We start from the raw sequence: 24,350 nt of genomic DNA, 5'->3' as shown, positions 1-24,350 counted from the left end.
ATGAAATTATTGATTAGTTTTTTGATGATTTTTCAAATGATTTGTACCAATGTCGAGTTTTATGGAAAGAGTTATATTGTATATGATAGTTTAAATCAATATGTTGTAGAAGGCAGAAATATAGATTATTTACAAAGTGTTGCTTCAATTTCTAAAATTATGACTGCCATCGTTGTTATTGAAAATAGTCGCTTAGATAAAAAGATTACAGTTGATGAAACGATTAATAAAGCTTATGGGAGTTGTGTCTATATACATATAAAAGATCGAATTACGATTCAAGATCTTTTATATGGTTTAATGCTTCGAAGTGGGAATGACTGTGCTTTAATGCTGGCTAAAAGTGTTGGTGGAAGTGTTGAACGTTTTGTGGAAATGATGAATGAAAAAGCTAGAGATATAGGGATGAAACAGACACATTTTTCGAATCCTTCAGGTTTAGATGAAGAAGATGAAGGAAATTTATCAACAGTTAAAGAAATGGCGATGCTTTATCGTTATTGTTGTCAAAATCCTCTTTTTAATCAAATTGTTAAAACAAAAGAGTATAAAAGACTAGATGGAAAAGGTTATTGGCATAATAAAAATCGTCTTTTAAAAGAATACCCTTATTGTGTTGGTGGTAAAACAGGTTATACCAAAAAAGCCAAAAGAACATTGATTACACGAGCTATAAAAAAACAAGTTGATTTAATTATTGTTACTTTTAATTGTGGAAATGATTTTGAGTTTCATCAAAAAAAGTATGAGGAATGTTTTAAAAATTATGAAAAACTTGTGTTGTTTGATAAAGGGGTTAGAAATATTAAAGGAAACTGGTACTTGTTTGAAAATGATTTGTTGATGTCAAAAGAAAAGGATGAAAGTGTAAGTTATTTGATTCATAATGAAGAAATGTTTATTTATAGAAATCAAACGTATATTAAAAAAATTAAATTAAAGAAATATCGGTTTAGAAATTTTTATTTAATGATCTTAAAGGATCTAGTTTATGAATAAGATCTTTCATTATGGGATTATTCTTTTTATTATTGTTGGTTTGATTTTTAATAAACAAGAAGCCATGTTAAAAGCTCTTTTACAAACACCTTTTGATGTCTTTGAACTTTGTAAAACACTCATTTTAAGTATTTGTTTATGGAATGGCTTATTAAAAATCATTCAGGCTTCAAATATGGTGAATCATTTAAATTTTCTATTTAAACCACTATTACGTTGGATCTATGGACGATGTATTCAAGATGAACAAATCTATCAAGCACTATCTTCAAATTTGATTGCTAATCTATTAGGACTTGGAACACTTGCTACAATGAGTGGTTTACAAGCAATTTCTAAATTAAAAGAAAAGAATTATTCCCTTCAAATAAAAATACTCGTAGTAATCAATACGGCAGGCTTTTCTATTTTACCAACTACCATGATGACAATTAGACAAAATTATCATAGTCAAAATATTTTAGCTTTTTATCCTTATAGTTTATTTATTGGTTTTTCAATTACAATTATAGGAATTGTTATTATTAAGGTGATTGAACATGTCTAATTTAATTCTACTTATTATTTTATGGAGTTTTTTAGAATGTGCTTATAAAAAAATACCTATTTATGAAGAATTTATTACAGGAGTCAAAGAAGGAATGCATTATTTAATGATTCTTTTTCCTTCTTTAATGCTTCTTACTTTATGGGTCAATCTTTTTTTAAGTAGTGGTTTTATCTCTTTAATAGGTACTTTCTTTATTCGATTTTTTTCAATTCCCCTTGATTTATTATTAATGGCTTTTACAAGACCAATAAGTAGTCAAACTTCTCTTATTATTTTAAAAAGAATTTATGATCATTATGGAATAGATCATCTTTATAGTTTAATGGGATCAATTTTACAAACTGGAAGTGATACAACTTTATATGTTGTTTCTTTATATTATGGAAGTATTCATTTAAAGAAGTATAGCTATACATTATGGTTAGGCTTTTTCTTAGATTTTCTTTCATTTGTTTTTATGCTTTGTTTTTATTATTTAGGAATGATTTCGTAAGTTTTTAATATATTGGAATAAAAGGAGTTATGATAATGGAAACGAAACAAATTCTTAAAGATATTGGTAAAAGATGTCAAGGTGATATTTATTTAGGAATTGTTGGACCTGTAAGAAGTGGAAAATCGACTTTTATTAAAAGATTTATGGAAATGGCGGTTATTCCTTATATTGAAGATCCTGATGTAAAGATAAGAACGATCGATGAACTTCCACAATCAGGAAAAGGCAAAATGATTATGACTGTAGAACCTAAGTTTATACCGAATCAAGCCGTTAAGATAGATTTACAAGATGATTTTAAAATCAATGTACGTTTAGTTGATTGTGTAGGATATGTGATTGAAGGGGCAAGTGGTTATCAAGATGACAGTGGGATACGTCTTGTTAAAACACCATGGTATAATGAAAGTATACCTTTTGATCAAGCAGCTAAAATTGGAACAAAAAAGGTTATTCAAGATCATTCAACGATTGGAATCGTTGTTACTAGTGATGGTAGTTTTCTAGATATTGATGAACAAAGTTATCACAGTGCAACAAAAGAAATCATTCAAGAGTTGCAAGATATAGGGAAACCATTTATTGTGATTGTCAATAGTAAAGATCCTTCAAGTTCAAAGTGTCAAAATGTTGTTGAAAGTTATCAAAAAGAATACGATGTACCAATCATTGCTATTGATACAACCAACATGTTAGAAACTCAAATCGTGCATCTTTTACAAGAAGCACTTAATGAATTTGGAATTCATGAGGTGAAAATTGAAGTTCCGCGTTATATTGCAATGTTAAATCAAAAACATTGGTTAAAACAAACATTAGATGAAGCACTAAAAAATTCATTAGTAGAAATCAAAAAAATAAAAGATGTCAAACATCTTACAGAAGGTATTGAATCGTATGACTTTGTTAAAAGAGCTTATTTAAAAAGTGTCGATACATCTCATTCTTCAGCGACGATTCGCATTGAAGAAAGAAATGGTTTATATGATGAATTACTAACAAATATTGTTGGTTATGAAGTAGATCGTTCTTCTATTCTTGCCTTGTTACAAGAATTGATGACTATCAAGGATGAATATGATGGTATTTCGAATGCCCTTAGTATGGTAAGACAAACAGGTTATGGTTATGCGATTCCTCGTTTAGAAGAAATAGAATTATCAAAACCAGAAATTATTAAACAAGGTTCTAGATATGGAATGAAGTTAAAAAGTAAAGCAGCAACCACTTATATGATTAAAATTGATATTGAAAGTACATTTGAACCAATTATTGGTTCAAAGCAACAAGCGGAAAGCTTTATTGATTATTTAAATCATAATGGAAATGATAAGGAAGCTATTTTTTCATGTGATGTTTTTGGCAGAAAATTAGGTGATTTAATAGAAGAAGGGATGTATTATAAATTGAATATGATTCCAGAAAATGCAAGTTTAAAAATACATGATATATTGTCAAAAATTGTAAATAAAGGTAAATCAAATGTGATAGCAATTGTTTTATAATTTTTTGAAAAAGTTCTTTAAAAATCTCTTGAAACAACATTTTTTAGATGCTATACTAACCTAGTATTTTTATTATTGCGGGGTGTGAAAATGAATAAGAAAGAATTAGTTGAATCAGTTTCAATAGAACGTAATTTAACAAAAAAAGAAGCAGAACTACTTGTAGATACTGTGTTTAATACGATTACTAGAAGCGTTGTTGAAGGAGATAAGGTACTTATTTCTGGATTTGGTACTTTTAAAGTCAATGATCGTAAAGCTAGAAAAGGAATTTCTCCTAAAACTCAAGAAGAAATGATTATTCCTGCTAGTAAAACAGTGACATTTAAACCTAGTAACAGATTAAAAGATGCTATGAATTAAGCATCTTTTTCATTTTCTGTTCATAATAGAAGTGTAAACTATAAATCGAGGTGAATAAAATGTTTAATTATTACTATTATACAAATTCTTATTATATGTTAGGGAATATACTTGTTTTAGTTGGTGTTGCTTTGATGGCACTTGCACAAATGAAAGTTTCAAGTGCTTATAATAAATATTCAAAGGTTCAAAATAGCAGACATTTAACGGGCTATGATGTGGCGCGAGAAATTCTTGATCAACATGGTTTGTCTTCTGTTCAAATCTTTGAAGTTCAAGGACGTTTAAGTGATCACTATAATCCAAGTAACCAAACATTACATCTATCTCGTGATATTTATCATGGGACAAGTATTGCTTCACTTGCGGTAGCTGCTCACGAATGTGGACATGCACTTCAACATCAAGAAGGTTATAGACCATTGACATTTAGAAATGCTATCGTTCCTGTATGTAACTTTTCTTATAATTTAGGATGGGTTGCCATTATGATTGGTCTTTTTATGGGAAGAACATCTATTGCTTGGATTGGTGTTTTACTTACAAGCTTAATGTTATTATTTCAAATTGTTACCCTTCCAGTTGAATTTGATGCATCTTCTAGAGCTTTGAGTATTTTAAATGATCGTTATTTAGTTCAAGATGAATATTTTGGAGCTAAAAAAATGTTAACAGCTGCAGCGCTAACCTATGTTGCAGGAATGTTATCGACCCTTCTTTCATTACTTAGAATTGTCTTAGTTGTTTTAGGAAATGATCGAGGAAGAGACTAAGCCAAAAGGCTTTTTCTTTTTGTTTAAAAAGGTTATAATAAGGTGGCATGGAGGAATAATGTATGAAAGCTTTTTTTAGAAAACATCGTTTTAAAATCGTGTTAACATTTTTAGTTATTGTTTTTGTATATATATGTTTTTACATGCTTTGGGTACATGTTCCTTACACAAAGCATAAAAATGATTTAGTAAGTATACAAGAAGAAATATGTAGTCAATACCATTATGACTATGATGACTATTTTAATGCTTATCAAAATAAGAAAATAAATTATATTGTTAAAGTGAAAAATAAAAAGAAAACAATGTATGTTGTATGTAATAAAAAATTAAAAAAGGTGGATACTTTTGAAGGTGAAACTATTTCTAAAAAAGAAGTGAAGAATGCTTTTGTTCAAAAATATCAAGTAAATCCAACAAAAGTAGAGATAGGATATGAAAATGATCAATTTGTTTATTGTTTAACTTATAAAGGAAAGGATACTTTATTATATGCGTTTTATTCTTTAGATAATGGAGAATTTTTGAAAGCATATAAATTATAAAAAGATATGATTAAATATTTAAAAGATTTAGAATGTATAAATTTAGAAAGATTATTACTTTTAAGAGGGAAAGAACTCTCTTTGACAGATGAAGAATGTCATATATTACTATTGATTGATACTTTTGTTACGTTGCACAAAAAAATGATTACACCTTCATTATTATTAAAATATTCATCACTTACTCCTCATGAAATGGATCATATTTTAGATTCTCTTTTAAAGAAAAAATGGATTTTTAATAAAAATGGAGCGATATGTTTAAATCATTTTGAAGAAAAACTTTTAGAAAATAAAGAAGCTCCAGTAGAAGAAAAAATGAATATGATTGATATTTTTGAAGAACAATTTGGTAGACCATTAACACCGATGGAATTTGATAGTATTAAAGAGTGGGTTCAAAGCGGTTATAGTGAAGAAATGATTTTAAAAGCTTTAAAAGAAGCTGTTAAAAGTCAAGTTTTAACTTTAAGATATATTGAAGGTATTTTAATTAATTGGGCTCAAAATGGAGTTAAAGAAAGATATATTGATGAAAAACCACAAGAAAGAAAAGTAAAAGAAAGTCATTATCATTGGTGGGAAGATGAATAAAGAAAAAACAAACAAAGTATTAGATTACTTTGAAGAACTCTTTCCTGATGCTCATTGTGAACTCAATCATCAAAATGTCTTTGAACTTTTAGTAGCTGTCATGCTTTCAGCACAAACAACTGATAAAAAAGTCAATCAAGTGACAGCTTCACTTTTTAAAAAGTATCCTACTGTTGAATCTTTTGCTTTAGCATCTTTAGAAGATTTACAAGATGATATTAAAATTATTGGGCTCTATAGAAATAAAGCTAAAAATTTAAAGAAAATGGCACAGGTTTTGCTTGAAGAATACAATGGTGAAGTGCCAAAAACAAGAAAAGAATTAGAAAGTTTACCAGGAGTAGGGAGAAAAACAACGAATGTTGTTTTATCTGTTGGTTTTGATGAACCTGCATTTGCTGTAGATACACATGTTGAACGGATTTCTAAAAGATTAGGCTTTGCTAAAAAAGATGATACAGTAAATGATGTTGAAAGAAAGGTTTGTCGTTCTATTCCTAGAGATAGATGGAATAAAGCACATCATCAGTTCATATTCTTTGGTAGATATTTTTGTAAAGCACAAAATCCAAATTGTAAAGAATGTCATTTATATGATATGTGTAAAGATAAAATAAAAGAAGTGAGAAAATAAGCATGGATCAAAATATTCAAAAAATATTAGAAATAAAAAATAAAAAAATGCAAAAAGCATTTAATCAAAATCATATTGAATTACTTTTTTTAGATAACAAACAAGAATTATTAAATTATTTAGATTTTTTACTTAAAGATGATCAAACAGTAGGTGTTGGTGGTTCAATGACTTTATTTGAAACAGGAGTTATTAATTATTTAAGAAATAAACCTGTTCGTTTTTTAGATCGTTATCAAGAAGGTCTTTCTAGAGATGAAATTGAAGATGTTTTTCATCAATCATTACTCGCTGATGTTTATTTAACAAGTTCAAATGCAATCGATAGAAATGGAAATCTTTATAATATTGATGGAAATGGAAATCGAGTAGCAGCAATGATTTATGGTCCTAAAAAAGTGATTGTGATTGTTGGCATGAATAAGATTTTTGATGATGAAGATTCAGCTATTCAACATATTAAAAACATATCATGTCCAGCCAATGCATTACGTTTACATAAGAACACACCATGTGTTCAAGTTGGAAAATGCGTAGATTGTCAAAGTGATGATCGTATATGTAGTGCTTATGTGAAGATTGCAAGGCAACCGTTAAGTAGAATGACGGTGCTTGTTATAAATGAAGAATTAGGATATTAGGGGGTAATACTATGTTTGAAAAAGTAAATATTCAAGATTTAAAGTTTAATCCTTTTGATGAAATTAGTAATCATTGGGTACTTATTTCAGCTAAAAAAGATGGAGTTATTAATACAATGACAGCAAGTTGGGGACAACTTGGGCATTTATGGGGTAAAAATGTAATGACTGTTTATATTCGACCTCAAAGATATACGAAAGAATTTGTAGATGCCGGAGATTATTTTACAGTTACTCTATTTGATGGTTATAAAAAGGAATTAGGTGTTTTAGGTTCTAAATCTGGTAGAGATGGCGATAAAATTGCTGAAGTTTCTTTTGATATAGAGGAAGTAGAAAATCAACCAACTTTTAAACAAGGTAAGATGGTATTTGTATGTAAAAAGATTTATAGTGATATGATTGATCCTAAACAATTTATTGATTCATCTTTAGATGAAAGATGGTATCCACAAAAAGATTATCATCAAAGATATATTGGTGAAATTATTGCTGTTTATGAAAATAAATAGGAGTTAAAAGAGGTTCGAATGAACCTCTTTTATGCGTCTGAACGTTCAAATTTATTTTTCATTGAAAGACTTAATTCGTTTAAAACAAGTGAAATTGTTTTATTTGTTTTTTCTTTTAACATATCAGCTATTTTTTGATTGGCTTGATGTTTAAGTTGAAGTTGTTTGTCTAAATCGTTTTCTTTTTGTAAAAGTTCATCATAGATGTTTATTAAGTGATGTCCTTTAGCCATAACATTTTTTTGATAACGTTCGATATGAATAGATGATTTCTTATAGGAAGCGTCTGCCATAGCTGCAATTAAACGACTTGACCAATAGAAATTATCTGTAGAAACAGTATCTGTTGTATTAGATAAATAATCTGGTGTTTCACTGATACTTCCATAGAAAGGAACCAATGCGTTAAAGACATTTGATGCATAGGCAATCCATTCAATTGCTTGGAAAGACTTAGGTACATCATTTCTTAATTGAATAACTGATAAAAAGTCATTACGATTAATTCCTATAGGACGATACATTCCTTTTTGAGATAAATCACCATAAGATTTATAAGGATCATAATTAGTTCCTTGAAAATGTAAAGAAAGAGCATATTTAACATCTTCAACAGTGATTTTCTTTTCTGGTACTTGTGACCATGGAATATCATCATCATATGGTTGATGAGTAAATGTATGTGGATTCAAATATCTTTCAATATCAAAAGCACGAGGTGTGTTATAGACATGATCTGAATCATCATGACTTCCAAAGGTGTCACGAGCATTAAATTTAGAATTTAAAGAAAGATCTAGATGATATTTTTCTATGAATTCTTTCATATCTGAAGAACACATATGATTTTTCTTGGAAGTAAGTGCATCTTCTAAATCAAAATTATCAATACCAAATTGATTAGGCATAGCTACATAGTGATCATCAGGTACTTTTTTTGCAATCCAATGATGTCCACCAATTGTTTCTAACCACCAAATCTCATCATGATCTTGAAAAGCAATCCCATTCATTTCATAAGTTCCATATTTTTCTAAAAGACTCCCTAATCTTTCAACACCTTCACGTGCACTATGAATGTATGGTAAAACAATATAAACGATATCTTCTTCACCAATTCCTCCAGAAATATGATTGATTTCATCATATTCAACAAGTGGATCAGCACCTAAAACACGTGGATTTGAAGTGATTGTTTCAGTTGCAGTCATTGCAATATTTTCTTCATTAATACCACTTGCAGCCCAAATTCCCTTTCCTTTAACTGCATTTGGCATAGCTGTATACGACATTGGATTATCAGGTAAATCAATTTCTAAATGCGAAATAACAGTTTTATATTTTCTTTTTTGTTCTTTTGAAGAAATAACGACGAACTTTTTTGGAGTGAACCCATCAGCACCAGAATCATCATTTCTAGCAATCATTGTTGAGCCATCATAAGAAGCGTTTTTCCCCACTAATAATGTTGTACAAGACATATATTTTTCCCCCTTTGTACCTTATTATAATATAAAAAAAGGGAATTTCATCCCTTATTTTTGATATTTAATTGTATAACGATTTCTACCATTTCTTTTTGAATGATAAAGAGCATCATCAGCTATTTTAAAAATATTATCAAAATTTTGTTCATTAGAAAATGTATAAACTCCCATGCTTATTGAAAAATGTATCCCGTGATGAGAAAGAGAAATTTCATTTAGATGAGACATTAATTGGTTACAAGGATAAGTCAAATCATCATGTACATTTTTTAAAAAAACAACAAATTCATCGCCACCCATACGAATAACGATATCATTTGGATTTGTATGAAATAACAAATATTTTGCAAGAGCAATCAATAATTCATTTCCCACTAAATGTCCATAAGTATCATTTACTTCTTTAAAATGATCAATATCTAAAACAATTAAAGCGTTTTGTTGCTTTGGATTCTTTTTAATATATTCATCAATGATATATTTTCCAGCTTCAAGATTATACAAATGAGTAAGAGAATCTCTTTGAGCTTGTTGTTTTAAAGAGTTTTGTTCATGCCAATTAACAGTAATATCAGAAGCTGTTGCAAGTATGATTTCTGCTTCATCATTCGAATTATAGATGACTGTTGCATCGAGTGTTTTAACACAGTATTCTTGTGAACCTCTATAATATTTACGATAGATAATAGGTCCTTTTATTTTTTGAGTAAATAAATCTACAATTTTTTGTTTATCTTCTTCAAAAACAGTTGATTTGGAAGAAGAAACATAATCTAGATAATGATCATAAATTTGTTTTTTAGATTGTTCTAAAATATCAATAATCATTCGATCATCTTGAATATGATATTCAAGAATAGAAATAGAATTATCTTTTAAAGCCATTTGATATTTCTCTTTTTCAACAGATGAAGCAAGTTCTCTGTTTTTAATAGAAGAAATATCACTTAAATAACATTGAACAATTAAATTTTTTTGATTATTGAAAATGAAATGTCCTTGATCATAAATCCATAAATAACTACCATCTTTTCTTTTAATACGATATTCTAAGTGGTGTCTTTCTAAAGCAGAAACATTTTCAGAAAGTGCTTTTATAACATTAAAAATATCATTTTTATGAATACAATTGGTCCAATGGTAATCAATATCATTTAAAAATTCTTCTTTGTTATCATATAATAAAAGTTCTAATAGATTATCATTAATATCAATAATTGAAAGCTGTTCATCTAATTTAAAAGAACATGAAGCAAGAATAAAAGGTGCTTCTTTTAAGTCCTTTGGTGTATTTCCAATAGAGGTATGAAGAAGTTCTATTTGATGATCTTTAAATACAATTGTATAAAAATATTTAGTTCTTGTTTGATATTCTTCCATATTAAGGTAAAAAACACCTTCAGTAATACATACAGAATTATTTTGATAAATAACAGTGCATGTAAACTGATCAATATAAAAAGTAAAATGATTTGATTTATAGGTTTTTATATGATTAATAATGTCATTGTATTTTAAGACATCTTCTGTATATAATCCCATGGCTTTAACATTTTTAGATAAATAAGGGATAAGTTGATCGATATCTTGATTACTAAAAATTAAATTTAAGACATCTTTTGTATATATTTTATAATTATCATTATCCATTAGTCTTTTCCTCTCTGATAGAGATATTATATCACAGATAGTTTTGTTTTAAATCAATAAATAAAAAACCATCCATTTAATGGATGGCTAATTTACATAAAAATGTATTGTTTTCTCTGTAGAAGAAGAACCATTTGATTCAACAAATTTAATAGAATATTGTTGACCATGAGATAAATTAGAAAATGTTGCATTTGCATGATTTACAGATGATAAAACATTACCATTTCGATCATAGATTGTAATTGTTACCGTATTACTTTGGCTTTGAGTATAAATATTTGCCTGAACAGAAGTTGCTGTAATTGTTGCTCCATCATTAATTTGACCACTGGCACATGAAAGAGAGGCATTAATATTTGATAAGTTTTGCGATAAATCTTTTTCTATTTTATTTGATGTACGATCAGGTGCTTTTTCATAACTATAGAAACCAGTAATCTTAAGATTAGATGTAACGGCATAGTTAAGTGTTCCTGATGCAGTAGAGAAATTTTCTCGGTGAAGTTCTTGACCATTTTGATCACTTACAACAACTGTATAAACAACTTTACCAAATGTTTTTGTTCCTTCGGTAGCATTTTCATCAGTAACAGCATTTTCTGGACTATATGGAGCAAAGTTAAATGAAAGACTTTGACCATTAAGACTTACATCAAATGAAGTAAGTTCACTTAAATTAAAGACATCACTATCAACACTTTGAGTAGGGGCAGTTCCTTTTTTAAACCAAGCTTGAATAATCATATCTTCGCTCATTCCTTCGCTTGGTGAAACATATGGATAAATACCTTTGACCATCGCTGCTTGTTCAACATCATCTGGTTGATCAGGATAAGATTTTTGACTTCCTTTACTTTGTAAATGATTTAAAAGTGTTTGAACAACTTTACCAGGATAGGCTTTATATTGACTCGTTGTTTTACCTTTATCAATACCTTCTTTACCAAATCCCATCCATACAGAACAAATATAGTCCGATGTATAAGCTGACATCCATAAATCACGGCTTTTTCCAGCCATACCATTTTTAGCACTGCTTGACCAGTTAGATGTTCCCGTTTTAGCCCCGACATTATTAATACCAGAAACGTAAGCATAATTACCACTACCATTTTTTGTATAATCAAGCATGACTTGTCTTACCATAAAAGCACTTGCTTTTGAATAAGCACTTTGTTTTGCATTATTTTGGATTTCTTCATCGATATTAAAGGTCTCTCCAGTTTGTACAACTTCTACATAATTGATCGTATGACTTTCTGTGTAAAGACCATTATTAGAAATAGTAGCGTAAGCTCCTGACATTTCAAGTGGGGAAATACCATAAGACCAACCACCAATGGCACTTGCTAGACCAATGTTTTCTTTTTCCATTGAAATACCTATGGATTCCATGGCTTCTTTGATTTTATCACTACCAATTTTTTGTTCTACTTCATCAAATGTTTTAATAGCAGGAATATTCCATGAATTTTCAAGAGCGTTTTCAACTGTCACCAAACCATGGAATTGACGATCCCAGTTTTTAAATTTACCATTATAGTAATCATCATCATTAATTGAATGTCCTGTAGACCAATCAAGATTTTCAAAAGCAAGTCCATAATCCAAAAATGGTTTTACGGAAGAACCAGGTTGTTGTTTTCTAGTAGCGTAGTTGTAATCCCCATAAGAATAATTACGACCACCAATAACAGCAACAATTCGACCATCTTGGCTTGATTGAACAGCACCACCCATACGCATATCTTCATCACTATAATCATATTTTTCACCATTACCAATAGCAGCAGCCAAAGCTTGAGTTTCACTATTACAATATGTATAGATATTCATTTGTGTTTTTAAAGGATCTAATCCTGTTCTTTTCTTTACTTCATCTGTTACGATATCTACATAAGCTGCATTAACGGAACTGTTTGTAATTTTAGATGAGCATAACATGTTTTCAACCTTCACATTTTTGGCGTCATCACATTCTTTTTGAGTGATATAACCATGCTTCACCATAAGATTTAAAATTGTATTACGTCTTTTCGTAGCGTTATTTAAACAATAATAAGGATCATAGTTGTATGGTGAATTTAAACTTCCTGCAAGCATAGCTGCTTCTGGTAGGGTCAATTCACTAACGTCTTTATTAAAATAATAACGAGAAGCAGAAGAAATACCAATTGAACGTGTACTTCTACCAAAATAGATCTTATTTAAATAAAGTGTTAAAATTTCCTCTTTACTTAAAGCTTTATCCGCTTGGATAGCAAGAATAATTTCACTAAACTTTCTCGTATATGTTTTTTCAGCATTAGGGAAGTAAGTTTTTTTAATCAATTGTTGGGTGATTGTAGAACCTCCACCTCTAATACCTCCGGCTACTAAATTAGACATAGCTGCTTTAGCAATACGTGGCAAATCAAAACCATTATGTTCAAAAAAACGTGAATCTTCAGCAGCGACAACAGCATCGACAAGAACTTGTGGAAGATCTTCATACGTGATATTTTCTCTTGTTCCGTTTTCTTCACTACCATAAGTATAAAGAACTTGCCCTTGATCATCGTACATCACACTTGCACCGGATGATAAAAGTTTCTTTGCATCAAAGGTTTCTGTATCTTTATAGACACCATAGGCTAGAACACTCACACCACCAATTAAAGCAACTAAGATACATATAGTAAGAGCGATAAATACTTTCTTTTTATTTATTTTCTTTTGAGTTTTATTTTTTTTCGAAGACATAAGATACCTCCATGTTTTTCTTATACAAGTATACCTTATTTTGTATATTAAAAGCAAATTTTAGCAAAAATAAAAGCCAACCGAAGTTGACTTTTTATTGATTTGCTCCTTGGTTTTGAGATTGATTGGTTCCTTGGTTTTGAGAAGGCTGACTATCTCCACCGGTATTACCACCCGTGTTATTGCCATTATTGTTATTACCATTAGTATTATCACCGTTATTATCATTATTAGAGTTATTATTAGAGTTATTATTAGAGTTATTATTAGAATTATTATTAGAGTTATTGTTAGAATTATTATTATTTTGATTATTTGAATTATTTTGAGATGATTGGTTATCATCTGTTGTTTGGGTTTCATTTGTTTCTGTTGTTTCTTCTGTTGTTTCTTCACTTACGGAAGCATGAGATTCATGTTTTGAACCTTTTTTATAATAATCATCTCCATCTTGTACAACAGTTGATGGTTGACTTGGATATGATTTTTTACCATCTTTACTTTGTAAATGTTTCAATAACCTTTGAACAACTTTACCAGGATAAGCTTTATAACGACTGGTTGTTTTTCCTTTTTCAATACCTTCTTGACCAAATCCCATCCATACTGAACAAATATAATTAGAAGTGTAAGCAGTCATCCATAAATCTCGACTTTTTCCAGCCATACCTTTTTTAGCACTGCTTCCCCAGTTGGATGTTCCTGTTTTAGCTCCAACATTAGAAAGACCGGATAGGTATGCGTAATTACCACTACCATTTTTAGTATAATCAAGCATGACATGTCTAATCATGAAAGCACTCGCTTTTGAATAATCACTTTGTTTTGCATTGTTTTGAATTTCTTTATCAATTTCAAAAGTTTCACCAGTTTGGACAACTTCTACATAATTAATTGTATGACTTTCTGTATAAAGTCCATTATTAGAAATCGTTGCATAGGCACTTGCCATTTCAAGAGGGGAAATTCCTTTATTCCATCCACCAATAGCATAAGATAAATTGGTTACATTACTTTCACTAGACATATCAATACCAATTGATGCCATTGCGGAAGTAACGCCTGATTTACCAATTTCTTTAGTCACTTCTTCATAAGTTTTAATGGCTGGGATATTCCAAGAATTTTCTAGAGCACTTGTAAGTGTAACAGTTCCATGAAATTGTCCATCCCAGTTTTTAGGAGTAAATTTACCTTTAGAATAAGGAGTATCCTCTAATGTTTTACCAGTACACCAATCTAAGTTTTCAAAAGCTAAACCATAATCTAAAAACGGTTTTACAGAAGAACCGGGTTGTTGCTTACTTGTTGCGTAGCTATAATTTCCAAAATTATAATTACGTCCACCAATGACAGCGACGATACGGCCATCTTGACTTGATTGGACGGCACCACCCATGCGCATATCTTCATCACTATAATCATATTTTTCACCGTTACCGATGGCACTTGCTAATGTTTGTGTATCAACATCACAATACGTATAGATATTCATTTGTGTTTTTAAAGGATCTAAACCAGTACGTTTTTTAACTTCAGCAGTTACAATGTCAACATAAGCAGCAAGTGTGTTATTATTTGTTGTTGGTGAAGCACAAAGCGTGTTTTCTATTTTGGTAGCTTTTGCTTCTTCATATTCTTGTTGTGTAATATAGCCATGAGTAACCATTAATTTTAAAATTGTATTACGTCTAGCAGTTGCTTTATCAAGGCAATAATATGGATCATAGTTATAGGGTGAATTTAAGCTACCTGCAAGCATGGCTGCTTCTGGAAGGGTTAATTCACTTACATCCTTATTAAAATAATATTTAGTTGCTGCAGCAATTCCAATCGAACTTGTACTTCTACCAAAATAGATTTTATTTAAATAAAGGGTTAAGATTTCTTCTTTACTTAAAGCTTTATCAGCTTGAATGGCTAAAATTATTTCACTTAATTTACGAGAATACGTTTTTTGTGCATCAGGGAAATAAGTCTTTTTAATCAACTGTTGAGTAATTGTAGAACCACCACCAGTGATTCCTCCAGCTTTTAAGTTAGATAATGCCGCTTTAACAATACGTGGTAAATCAAAACCATTATGTTCAAAGAAACGAGAATCTTCAGCAGCTACAATGGCATCTACTAAAACTTGTGGTAAGTCATCATAGGTCACATTTTTTCGTGTACCGTTTTCTTGGCTACCATAAGTATACATAATATCACCATTACTATCATACATGACACTTGCTCCAGAGGATAAAAGTTTTTTTGAATCAAAAGCAGCTGTATTCTTATATACACTATAACCAAATATGCATGCAAAAACTAAGATTAAACAAAGAATAAGCATTGTTACTACTTGAATGATTTTTTTTGAATTTAATTTTTTTGTTTGTCTTTTCATTTAAATACCTCACAATAATATTGATCAATAATTTCTAAATAATGAAGACGAGGAAGAAATCCTTGCCTTATCAAATGACCTTTTTCTTTTATTGTTTCATAACGAAGGGATTTACGATCGTTTTTTCTATATGCTTCTACCATAAAAGAAGCATCTAAGAGATAAACTTCATTCACTTTTGTAAAGGCGATAATTAAAAAAGCAATTCCTCCATGATGAATGACTTTATCGAGATGATTAATTTGATGTAAAGAAATGTTCGTAAAGGGAAAAGATAATGTTTTTGTTTCTTTTGCTTCAAAATCAATATATTTTCCTTTATAAATACCATTATAATCTGTTGTTGAAGGGGTTCTAAAATAAGCTTCTACTATTTTTGCTGAACTTCTTTCTGGATAAGAAACCTTGACAATTTGAATAGGGGTAGGTTTTTTATGAATAACTGCAATATCATGTGATAAATAGTATTCATTTGTTAAGTTAATATCTTCTTCTAAGTTCATTCCACGGTGAGCAGTATTATGTTTACCTTCAATCATAGATGTATAATGATTATTTTTTTTCTTATTTGGATAATTAACCATAGAAACTCCTTTTTAGTTGCATATATATGGGTATTATAACACATATTTTTTTTGTGATAACAACTCTTTGATAAGAAATCATATTTTATCTTGAAAAAAGGAAATAAATTGGTACAATGAGGTAAAGGAGTTGAAAAGCATGGAATATAAAGTCGTATTAAGTCCAAAAAAAATTGTCAGTAAAGAATTTAAAGTTGATTTTAAAGGGTACAATGCGGATGAGGTTGATCACTTCTTAGATCAAGTTGTAAAAGATTATGAAGCTTTTGCTGGACTATTGAACAATTCTTATGATAGAATAGAACAGCTTGAAAGACGTCTTGCTGATCAAAAAGCTATGATAGCTCGATTAGAAAGAGAAAAAGCTTTACAAGATGATAATTTAAGAGCATTAGAAGATAATGTTTCTTCCAATGTAGATATCTTAAAAAGATTATCATTATTAGAAAAAGCAGTATTTCAAAATAAATAACAAATGACAGATAATCGCTGCTTCATTGAAGTAGAGGAAAGTCCAGGCTGCCACAATCTGCGATGATTGTAGTGTTTGTGCCTCACGAATCAATAAGTGAGGGTAGTGTAAACTAACGACAGAAGGAAAACCTAAGGGCAACTATGGTAGAACTTCATAAATGGCTCCACAGAGACAATTCCATAGGAAACTATGGCTGAAAAGAGGAAAGCTCCGCAAGGCAGAAACCCAAATTTGGTAGGGGAACCTTTAAAACGGAATTGAACGGGATAGAGGACGTGTAAACGTAGATAAATGATTATCTAATACAGAACTTGGCTTATTATCATTTGTTTTAAATTGGCATGGAAACATGTCTTTTTTTAATAGAACCGAGGGGAAAATATGCAAAGAAAAACACTTCATAAACAATATAAAAAACTAGGTATATCAGCAGTTAGAAGAATTGGCTTTAGCTTTTTTGCGGTTATTTTAATAGGGTCAATTTTATTAAGTTTACCAATGAGTCATAGTGTTCATTCAACAAGTAGTTATTTAGATCATCTATTTGTTGCAACTTCAGCAACCTGTGTAACAGGCTTAGTGACTCATGTAACAGCTAGTGAATATACGCTTTTTGGACAAATAGTCATTATTTTATTGATTCAAATAGGTGGGTTAGGATTTTTAACACTGATGTCGATGTTCTTTGTTCTTTTAAAAAGAAAACTAACCTACGCTAATAAGATTGTCATGCAGGAAGCTTTAAATAGAAATTCATTAAATGAAACAGGTATTTATATTAAAAGAGTTATTAAATATACAGTTTGTTTTGAACTTATTGGAGCAATTTGTCTTGCTTTTGTTTTTATTCCACAATTTGGAATCCTTAAAGGAATTTATTATAGTTTATTTCATGCAATTTCAGCATTTTGTAATGCTGGATTTGATATTTTAGGAAATAATTCAATGGTTCCTTATGTAGGCAATGTTTGGATCAATTTAGTTATTTGTGGTTTGATTATTGCTGGTGGTTTAGGTTTTGTTGTGTGGATCGATTTACGTTTATCTTTGATTCATTATAGAGAACATTTTAAATATTTTAAAATAAAAAGGTATTTAGAATCTTTATCTTTACATACAAAGATTGCATTGATTTCTTCATTTGTTTTAATTTTTGGAGGAATGATCGTTATTTTCATATTAGAATTTCAAAATCCGCTAACATTAAAATCTTTACCATTTTCACAAAAGATCCTCGCAAGTTTTTTTCAATCAGTAACACTTAGAACAGCTGGCTTTGCGACAGTAGATATGGCTTCTTTACATCAAGCAACGAAGTTTTTTATGTCTATTATTATGTTTATCGGTGGTTCTCCTGCAGGAACTGCTGGTGGTGTTAAAACGGTAACTTTTGTTATTGGATTGTTATACGTCCGTGCATTAATGCGTGGTGATGAAAATATTCATGTTTTTAAAAGAACAATTGATGATCAAATTGTTAAAAGAGCATTAACAATTATGTTGATTAGTTTTGCGATTGCTTTAACAGGTTTATTTATTTTATCAATAAGTGAGCAGGCAGATTTTATTGATCTACTTTTTGAAGTTTTTTCTGCCTTTGCGACAGTAGGATTAACAGCGGGTCTTACACCAACACTGACATTTGTTGGAAAAATTGTTATAATTATTTTGATGTATATAGGACGTATTGGTCCTATTACTATGGTTTTGATTTTTGTAAGAAAATATAACGCTAAGAAAGGAAAAGATGTGAACTATATAAAAGAACATATCTTAATAGGATAATGAGATGGAAAAACAATTTGTTGTATTAGGGCTTGGAATTTTTGGCTCTACACTTGTAAAGACACTTTCTCAATATGGTAGAGAAGTCATTGCAATTGATAAAAATCCTGAAAATGTACAAAGAGTGGCTGATTTTGCGACAAAAGCAGTTATTGGTGATGTCACAGATTTTCAATTTTTATCAGATTTAGGATTAGATGATATGGATGTAGGAATTGTTGCTATTGGAGATCGATTAGAAGATAGTATTTTAGCTACAATGAATCTAAAAGAACTGGGAGTACCTTATGTTATTGTTAAAGCTAAAAACAAACGTTTTAAAGTTGTTTTAGAAAAAATAGGTGCTGATTATGTTGTCCGTCCTGAAAAAGAAATGGGAGAAAAAGTAGCAAGAACATTACTTCGAAAAAATATTAAAGATTTAATTGAATTAGATGAAGAAAATTGTATTGTTGAAATGAAAGTACCTCAAGCATGGGTAGGAAAAACATTATCACAACTAGATTTAAGAAAACTTTATAGTATCAATGTTTTAGGTAAACGAAATCCTCATACACATAAATTAGAAGTTCCAGTAGATCCTAATTTAGAAATAGAATTAAATGATACTTTCCTTGTTTTAGCACAAACTGATGAAATAGAAAAATATGATTATTTATTATAGAGGTTTATTATGAAAAACGAAGAAACTTTATTTTTGTTTGCTAAAGCAATCAAAAGCTTAATAAAAAAACAGCCTTTAGATAAAATTACTGTAACAGATATTGTTTCAACAGCAGGAAAAACCAGACAAACATTTTATCGACATTTTCAAGATAAATATGATTTAGTTAATTGGTATTTTGAAAAATTAGTTTTAAAATCATTTGAAGAAATGAATCAAGGTGGTTCGTTACAAGAAGCACTTAATTTAAAGTTTGCTTTTATTGAACAAGAACATACTTTCTTTAAAGAAGCTTTTAAATCAAATGATTATAATAATTTAATTCATTATGATTTTTGTTGTATCTATGATTTTTATAAAAATTATATTTATAAAAATACAGGAAAGACATTATCTTCAGATATAGATTTTTTATTAAATATGTATTGTCGAGGTTCTGTAGATATGACAGTAGAATGGGTCTTAAATGATATACCTATCAAAAAAGAAGAAATAGTTAGCTATTTAATAGAAGCTATTCCTGATAAACTAAAAGAATATATGAAATAATTGGTCATACTGACCAATTATTTTTTTTGGACAATCTGTCCAATATAAAAACCTCCTTCATATAACATGATAATGGAGAAGATTAGAAAAGAGAAATGATGGTGACATTTTCGCTGAATTTTATCGTGACAAAATCGCTGGGTCTTAACATTTTTTATAAAAGGGATTGTATTTTAAAAAAAATAATGTATAATGTTGGCAATTTGGGAACTTTTAGGAGGATGGTTATGAAAGAAAATAGTGGAAAGCAGTTAGCTAAGAAAATGTTGATTGCATTAATATGTGGTTTAATTGCTGGATTTGGTTGTATTTTATTGAGAGAACACTTAAATTCAAATGGTCAAGGAGACTTGTGGCAAACGATTAATAATATCTTTTTCCAAGATATTACAGCAGAAGGTGCTACAAGTGCTATCGGAATTTTCTATATTATAGGTCAATTATTTGTTAATGCATTACAGTTAATTATAGTACCAATGGTTTTTGTTTCTATTACACTTGCTATTTGTACAATTACTGATACTAAGAAATTAGGTAGAATTTCTTCTAAAACAATTTTAACTTTCTTTACGACAACAATATGTGCTTTGATTTTTGCTGGTATTGTAAGTACAATTATCTATCATTTAGGATTATTTAATTCAGTAGACGCAGGAAAGATTACTGTTCAACAAGGAACAACAGGATCTAATCCATTAAATATTATTGTATCAATTATTCCAAACAATTTTGTAAGTGCCTTTACAACAAATGGAAATGTCCTAGCAATTGTATTTTTAGCAGTAGTTACTGGACTTGCTATGAATACCATTGAAGAACAAACAAAAACATTAAAAAAAGTATTTGAAGAAGTTTCAAAAGTTATTAGTTTATTTCTAACGTTTGTAATTAATAAATTTGCACCATATGCAATCTTCTGCTTACTTACAAGAACATTTGCTATTTATGGAATTGATTCATTAAAACCGGCTTTAGCTTATGTAGTAACAGTTATTATTGCTTTATTTGCTTATTTATTTATCGCTTATCCAATTTATTTAATGACAATGGCTAGGGTTAATCCTAAACCATTTATGAAAAAAGCTGCTAAAGTTGCTTTATTTGGATTTTCAACATCTTCATCTGCAGCAACACTACCATTAAATAGAAAAACAACAGTAGAAGAATTAGGGGTACATGATCAAATTGCTTCGTTTGTTTTACCTCTAGGTATGACAGTTAACATGGATGGAACAGCAATTATGCAAGTTATTGCAGCCATGTTTGTAGCTGTTAGTTCAGGTTATAAAGTAACTTTTATGTCAATGGCTATTATTGCTATTTTAGCTTTAATTGCTTCTATTGGAACACCTGCTGCACCTGGTGCAGGAGCTGTTATCCTCTTTACAATTTTAACAGGTATGGGTTATACAAATGATGCCGCTTTACTTGCTTATTCATTGATTCTTGCAATCAATAGACCAATTGAAATGCTTGTAACTTCCCTCAATGTTACAGGAGATGCAGCAACCTCTGTAATCGTTGCTAAAAAAGAAAAAATGCTTGATAAAGAAATTTATCATAGCTAAAAAATTATATAGCTAAGATGAAACTGCAGATAGTATGCAGTTTCTTTTTTTGGACTATCCGACCATTGAAAGAAGGAAAAGAGAAAGATAAAATAATAAAAAAGAAATATTTGTGAATTAAATGTGAAACAAATATGAGACGAATTATCTTTAAACATATGATGCAATTAAATCAAGAAAGCTCCTTACATCAATATTAAAAAAAGATATAAAAAGCGATGATGACTAACTATAAAACACTCATGTAAGGAGGTAAAAAAATGAGTCAAAAAAGAAATGCAAGTGATACAACCTGTAAACAGTTATTAAGAGACGGGGAACGTTTTGCAGATCTATGCAATGCTCTCTATTTTCATGGTAGATAGGTCATCAAACCAGAAAATCTGATATCACAGGAAAATGATGTCTCAACATTGATAGGTAAAGAACCCTTACCAATGGAAACAAAAGATACCGAGATATCGTCAGAAAAGTAAGTATCAATGGAGATTATATGATCATTGGTGTAGAGTATCAAAGTAGTTTAGATAAAAATATGATTATTCGTATACTTAACTATGCTGCCCAGCTTTATATCAATCAGGTAGAAAGAGGAAAAGAAGTGGTAGAGATCAATCAAAGCATGCTTGAAGGAGACTATGAAAAGTTAAGGACAAACCGTATGATCAGTGTAGAAAATTATAAGATGGCATCCATCTTGACACATACGGACATTAAAGAAGAAGACTTACCAGAAGGAAATAAAATCAACATGTGTAAGGCAATGGATCAATTATTTCAAAGATTTGAAAATCAAGGAATTGAAAAAGGAGAAACTATAGGAATTGAAAAAAACTTAAAAGAACTGCTTAAAGTTAAATTAGGAACTTTATCAAATCCTTTAGAAGAAAGACTTACAACAACATCGCTAGAAAAATTGAATGAACTTACATTAAATATCTTTAACATCAATAGTGAAGAAGATGTTTTAAAAATCATTTATTAATGAAAATAGGTTATAACGAATTAAATCGCTATAACCTATTTATTATTATAATTTTAATAGGATTATTTCTACATAAACTTAACAAAAGACAGTTTAATGTGTATAATGACACGGGGTAAAAAAGGGGGATTTTATGTTTAAAGATTATATAAGAGACTTGAAAAATGAGTTTAAAGGTTATAACATGCAAACTCTTTTACAAGATATCTTAGCAGGTTTAACAGTAGCTGCTGTTGCTTTACCACTTGCCTTAGCGTTTGGTGTAAGTAGTGGGGCTGATGCAGGTGCTGGGTTAATTACAGCGATTATTGCTGGTTTAGTGATTGGTGTTTTATCGGGAGCAAGTTACCAAATCTCTGGACCAACAGGTGCTATGTCAGCTATTTTAATTGGACTTTCAACAACATATGGTTTACAAGGTGTCTTCATCGCAAGCTTTTTATCTGGATGTATGTTGATTATTGCTTCATTATTTAAGCTTGGAAAAATTGTTTCTTTTATTCCAACTAGTGTTATTACTGGTTTTACAAGTGGAATTGCAATCATTATTGCATTAGGACAAATTGATAATTTCTTTGGGACAACATCTGTTGGTTCAAGTGCTTTAGAAAAACTGTTTTCATATTTAAAATTAGGTTTTCCAGTATCATTACCAACTGTTTTCTTTGGAATTTTAGTTGTTGTGATTATGCTTATTTGGCCTAAAAAATGGGGAGAATATTGTCCTTCATCATTAGCAGGGATTATTATTGCTTTAATTTGTCAATTATGTTTAAATTTACCGGTTCATGAAGTAGGGACTATTCCAAGTACTTTGTTTCCAGAAGCAAGATTATCCTTTTCTTCATTACATTTAAGTACAATTACACAATTGATGCTACCTGCTTTAAGTATTGCTGCACTTGGAATGATTGAATCACTTTTATGTGGAGCAAGTGCTGGTAAAATGAAAAATGAAAAATTAAATGCTGATCGTGAATTAATGGCACAGGGTATTGGAAATATGTTGATTCCATTATTTGGTGGCGTTCCTGCAACAGCTGCGATTGCTAGAACATCTGTAGCTATTAAAGCAGGTGGAAAAACAAGATTAGTCAGTGTCTTCCATTCAATTGTTATTTTGATTTCGATGTTTTTACTTGGTTCACTTATGTCACGTATACCTTTATCTGCACTTGCTGGTGTTTTAATGGTTACTGCTTGGCGTATGAACGATTGGCAAGAAATTAAAACATTATTTCATAATAGAGTTAAAACAAATATTTCACAATATTTAATTACAATGTGTGCGACTGTTGTTTTTGATTTAACTGTTGCGATTGTTATTGGAGTTATGGTTTCAATTATCTTATTTGTTTTAAATAATTCTCATTTACATATAGAAGTACGTGATATTGATAAAGATCGTGTAGGAAAAGATTTAAAACATCATCATAAAAAAACAAGAATTATGTATTTAAGTGGACCTATTTTTTTTGGGACACAAGAACAAATGACACATGTTTTAGATGAATTAGATGATTCATTAGAAGCTATTGTTTTTTCAATGAGAGGTGTTCCTTCTATTGATGATTCAGGTATTCATGAATTCTTTGATATCGTTGATCGTTTAAAAGCACAAAACTGTATCATTAAATTCAGTGGTGTTCAAGAAGAAGTGATGATTCAATTTAAACGTAATCATTTTGATGAATACGTTGGTAAAGAAAGTTTCTGTTGGGATGCTATTATGGCTTTAGAATCTTTGGATCAAGAATTAATTTCGCTAAAGTGAAAAGTTAAATTCCACTTTAAAAAAATGAAAAATAAAAGTAGAATTTACTCTTTCAGAAAGCAGATTTTATAAGAATATTAGGT

At 29.7% G+C, this 24,350-nt stretch carries 23 protein-coding genes and 1 other RNA gene; 19 read left to right on the top strand and 5 right to left on the bottom strand.

Annotated features, from left to right (window positions below; translation table 11 throughout):
* The 11 genes from LJD32_RS02725 (at position 1) to LJD32_RS02675 (ending at position 7,612) form a co-directional block, all read left to right on the top strand.
* On the top strand, positions 1–999 hold the full coding sequence (locus tag LJD32_RS02725; RefSeq protein WP_227391737.1) for a D-alanyl-D-alanine carboxypeptidase family protein: 999 nt from the start codon (positions 1–3) through the stop codon (positions 997–999).
* Positions 992–1,546: a hypothetical protein gene (locus LJD32_RS02720; RefSeq protein WP_227391738.1), complete on the top strand. Its 555-nt coding sequence runs from the start codon at positions 992–994 to the stop codon at positions 1,544–1,546. Before LJD32_RS02725 ends, LJD32_RS02720 begins: the two co-directional genes overlap by 8 nt.
* Complete coding sequence (locus tag LJD32_RS02715) at positions 1,539–2,042, top strand: hypothetical protein (protein WP_052010927.1); 504 nt, start codon at positions 1,539–1,541, stop codon at positions 2,040–2,042. The genes LJD32_RS02720 and LJD32_RS02715 overlap by 8 nt, the downstream gene beginning before the upstream one ends.
* Before the next feature lie 35 nt (positions 2,043–2,077).
* A complete protein-coding gene (gene spoIVA / locus LJD32_RS02710; protein WP_022001834.1) occupies positions 2,078–3,550 on the top strand; it encodes a stage IV sporulation protein A in 1,473 nt (490 codons plus the stop codon).
* A gap of 90 nt (positions 3,551–3,640) precedes the next feature.
* Positions 3,641–3,913 carry an HU family DNA-binding protein gene (locus LJD32_RS02705; protein ID WP_022001833.1) on the top strand — a complete coding sequence of 91 codons (273 nt, stop codon included), beginning with the start codon at positions 3,641–3,643 and terminating at the stop codon, positions 3,911–3,913.
* Between the two features lie 59 nt (positions 3,914–3,972).
* A complete protein-coding gene (locus LJD32_RS02700) occupies positions 3,973–4,686 on the top strand; it encodes a zinc metallopeptidase (protein ID WP_022001832.1) in 714 nt (237 codons plus the stop codon).
* Positions 4,687–4,748: 62 nt separating this feature from the next.
* Positions 4,749–5,231: a hypothetical protein gene (locus LJD32_RS02695; protein ID WP_022001831.1), complete on the top strand. Its 483-nt coding sequence runs from the start codon at positions 4,749–4,751 to the stop codon at positions 5,229–5,231.
* A 6-nt stretch (positions 5,232–5,237) separates the two neighbouring features.
* Entirely contained in the window at positions 5,238–5,825 is a 588-nt protein-coding gene (locus tag LJD32_RS02690; RefSeq protein ID WP_118306010.1) for a DnaD domain-containing protein, read from the top strand.
* Positions 5,818–6,459, top strand: coding sequence for an endonuclease III (nth, locus tag LJD32_RS02685; RefSeq protein ID WP_032090596.1), 642 nt, complete (start codon positions 5,818–5,820; stop codon positions 6,457–6,459). The genes LJD32_RS02690 and nth overlap by 8 nt, the downstream gene beginning before the upstream one ends.
* A 2-nt stretch (positions 6,460–6,461) precedes the next feature.
* On the top strand, positions 6,462–7,100 hold the full coding sequence (locus LJD32_RS02680) for a lactate utilization protein (RefSeq protein WP_227391739.1): 639 nt from the start codon (positions 6,462–6,464) through the stop codon (positions 7,098–7,100).
* Positions 7,101–7,111: 11 nt separating this feature from the next.
* The gene (locus LJD32_RS02675) at positions 7,112–7,612 is read left to right on the top strand and encodes a flavin reductase family protein (protein ID WP_227391740.1); all 501 of its coding nucleotides are present in this window, start codon (positions 7,112–7,114) and stop codon (positions 7,610–7,612) included.
* A 29-nt stretch (positions 7,613–7,641) separates the two neighbouring features.
* Here the strand turns inward: LJD32_RS02675 and LJD32_RS02670 are convergent, their stop codons facing one another.
* From LJD32_RS02670 to recU, 5 genes are all read right to left on the bottom strand, one after another.
* On the bottom strand, positions 7,642–9,093 hold the full coding sequence (locus tag LJD32_RS02670) for a C69 family dipeptidase (RefSeq protein ID WP_227391741.1): 1,452 nt from the start codon (positions 9,091–9,093) through the stop codon (positions 7,642–7,644).
* Positions 9,094–9,147: 54 nt separating this feature from the next.
* Positions 9,148–10,749 carry a diguanylate cyclase domain-containing protein gene (locus LJD32_RS02665; protein WP_227391742.1) on the bottom strand — a complete coding sequence of 534 codons (1,602 nt, stop codon included), beginning with the start codon at positions 10,747–10,749 and terminating at the stop codon, positions 9,148–9,150.
* An 87-nt stretch (positions 10,750–10,836) separates the two neighbouring features.
* On the bottom strand, positions 10,837–13,494 hold the full coding sequence (locus LJD32_RS02660; protein ID WP_227391743.1) for a transglycosylase domain-containing protein: 2,658 nt from the start codon (positions 13,492–13,494) through the stop codon (positions 10,837–10,839).
* Between the two features lie 94 nt (positions 13,495–13,588).
* Complete coding sequence (locus LJD32_RS02655; protein WP_227391744.1) at positions 13,589–15,883, bottom strand: transglycosylase domain-containing protein; 2,295 nt, start codon at positions 15,881–15,883, stop codon at positions 13,589–13,591.
* Entirely contained in the window at positions 15,880–16,467 is a 588-nt protein-coding gene (gene recU / locus LJD32_RS02650; RefSeq protein ID WP_022001822.1) for a Holliday junction resolvase RecU, read from the bottom strand. Before recU ends, LJD32_RS02655 begins: the two co-directional genes overlap by 4 nt.
* A gap of 139 nt (positions 16,468–16,606) precedes the next feature.
* On the opposite strand from recU, the gene LJD32_RS02645 reads away from it, so the two are divergent.
* From LJD32_RS02645 to LJD32_RS02610, 8 genes are all read left to right on the top strand, one after another.
* Positions 16,607–16,939 (top strand): DivIVA domain-containing protein, encoded by a 333-nt coding sequence (locus LJD32_RS02645; protein WP_022001821.1) that lies wholly within the window; start codon positions 16,607–16,609, stop codon positions 16,937–16,939.
* 2 nt (positions 16,940–16,941) lie between these two features.
* Positions 16,942–17,266: RNase P RNA component class B (gene rnpB, locus LJD32_RS02640), an RNA gene on the top strand.
* A 57-nt stretch (positions 17,267–17,323) separates the two neighbouring features.
* The gene (locus tag LJD32_RS02635; RefSeq protein ID WP_227391745.1) at positions 17,324–18,727 is read left to right on the top strand and encodes a TrkH family potassium uptake protein; all 1,404 of its coding nucleotides are present in this window, start codon (positions 17,324–17,326) and stop codon (positions 18,725–18,727) included.
* 4 nt (positions 18,728–18,731) lie between these two features.
* On the top strand, positions 18,732–19,391 hold the full coding sequence (locus tag LJD32_RS02630) for a potassium channel family protein (protein ID WP_022001819.1): 660 nt from the start codon (positions 18,732–18,734) through the stop codon (positions 19,389–19,391).
* Positions 19,392–19,400: 9 nt separating this feature from the next.
* A complete protein-coding gene (locus LJD32_RS02625; protein ID WP_227391746.1) occupies positions 19,401–19,940 on the top strand; it encodes a TetR/AcrR family transcriptional regulator C-terminal domain-containing protein in 540 nt (179 codons plus the stop codon).
* Positions 19,941–20,167: 227 nt separating this feature from the next.
* Entirely contained in the window at positions 20,168–21,508 is a 1,341-nt protein-coding gene (locus tag LJD32_RS02620) for a dicarboxylate/amino acid:cation symporter (RefSeq protein ID WP_032090588.1), read from the top strand.
* A 493-nt stretch (positions 21,509–22,001) separates the two neighbouring features.
* A complete protein-coding gene (locus LJD32_RS02615; protein ID WP_227391747.1) occupies positions 22,002–22,493 on the top strand; it encodes a hypothetical protein in 492 nt (163 codons plus the stop codon).
* A gap of 133 nt (positions 22,494–22,626) precedes the next feature.
* Entirely contained in the window at positions 22,627–24,267 is a 1,641-nt protein-coding gene (locus tag LJD32_RS02610; RefSeq protein ID WP_227391748.1) for a SulP family inorganic anion transporter, read from the top strand.
* Positions 24,268–24,350 lie beyond the last annotated feature (83 nt).

This window comes from Faecalibacillus sp. TM498 (assembly GCF_020589955.1).
Lineage (GTDB): Bacteria > Bacillota_I > Bacilli_A > Erysipelotrichales > Coprobacillaceae > Faecalibacillus > Faecalibacillus intestinalis.
The sequence above is the reverse complement of the archived record's forward strand: the minus strand, read 5'-3'. Positions and strand labels throughout refer to the sequence as shown.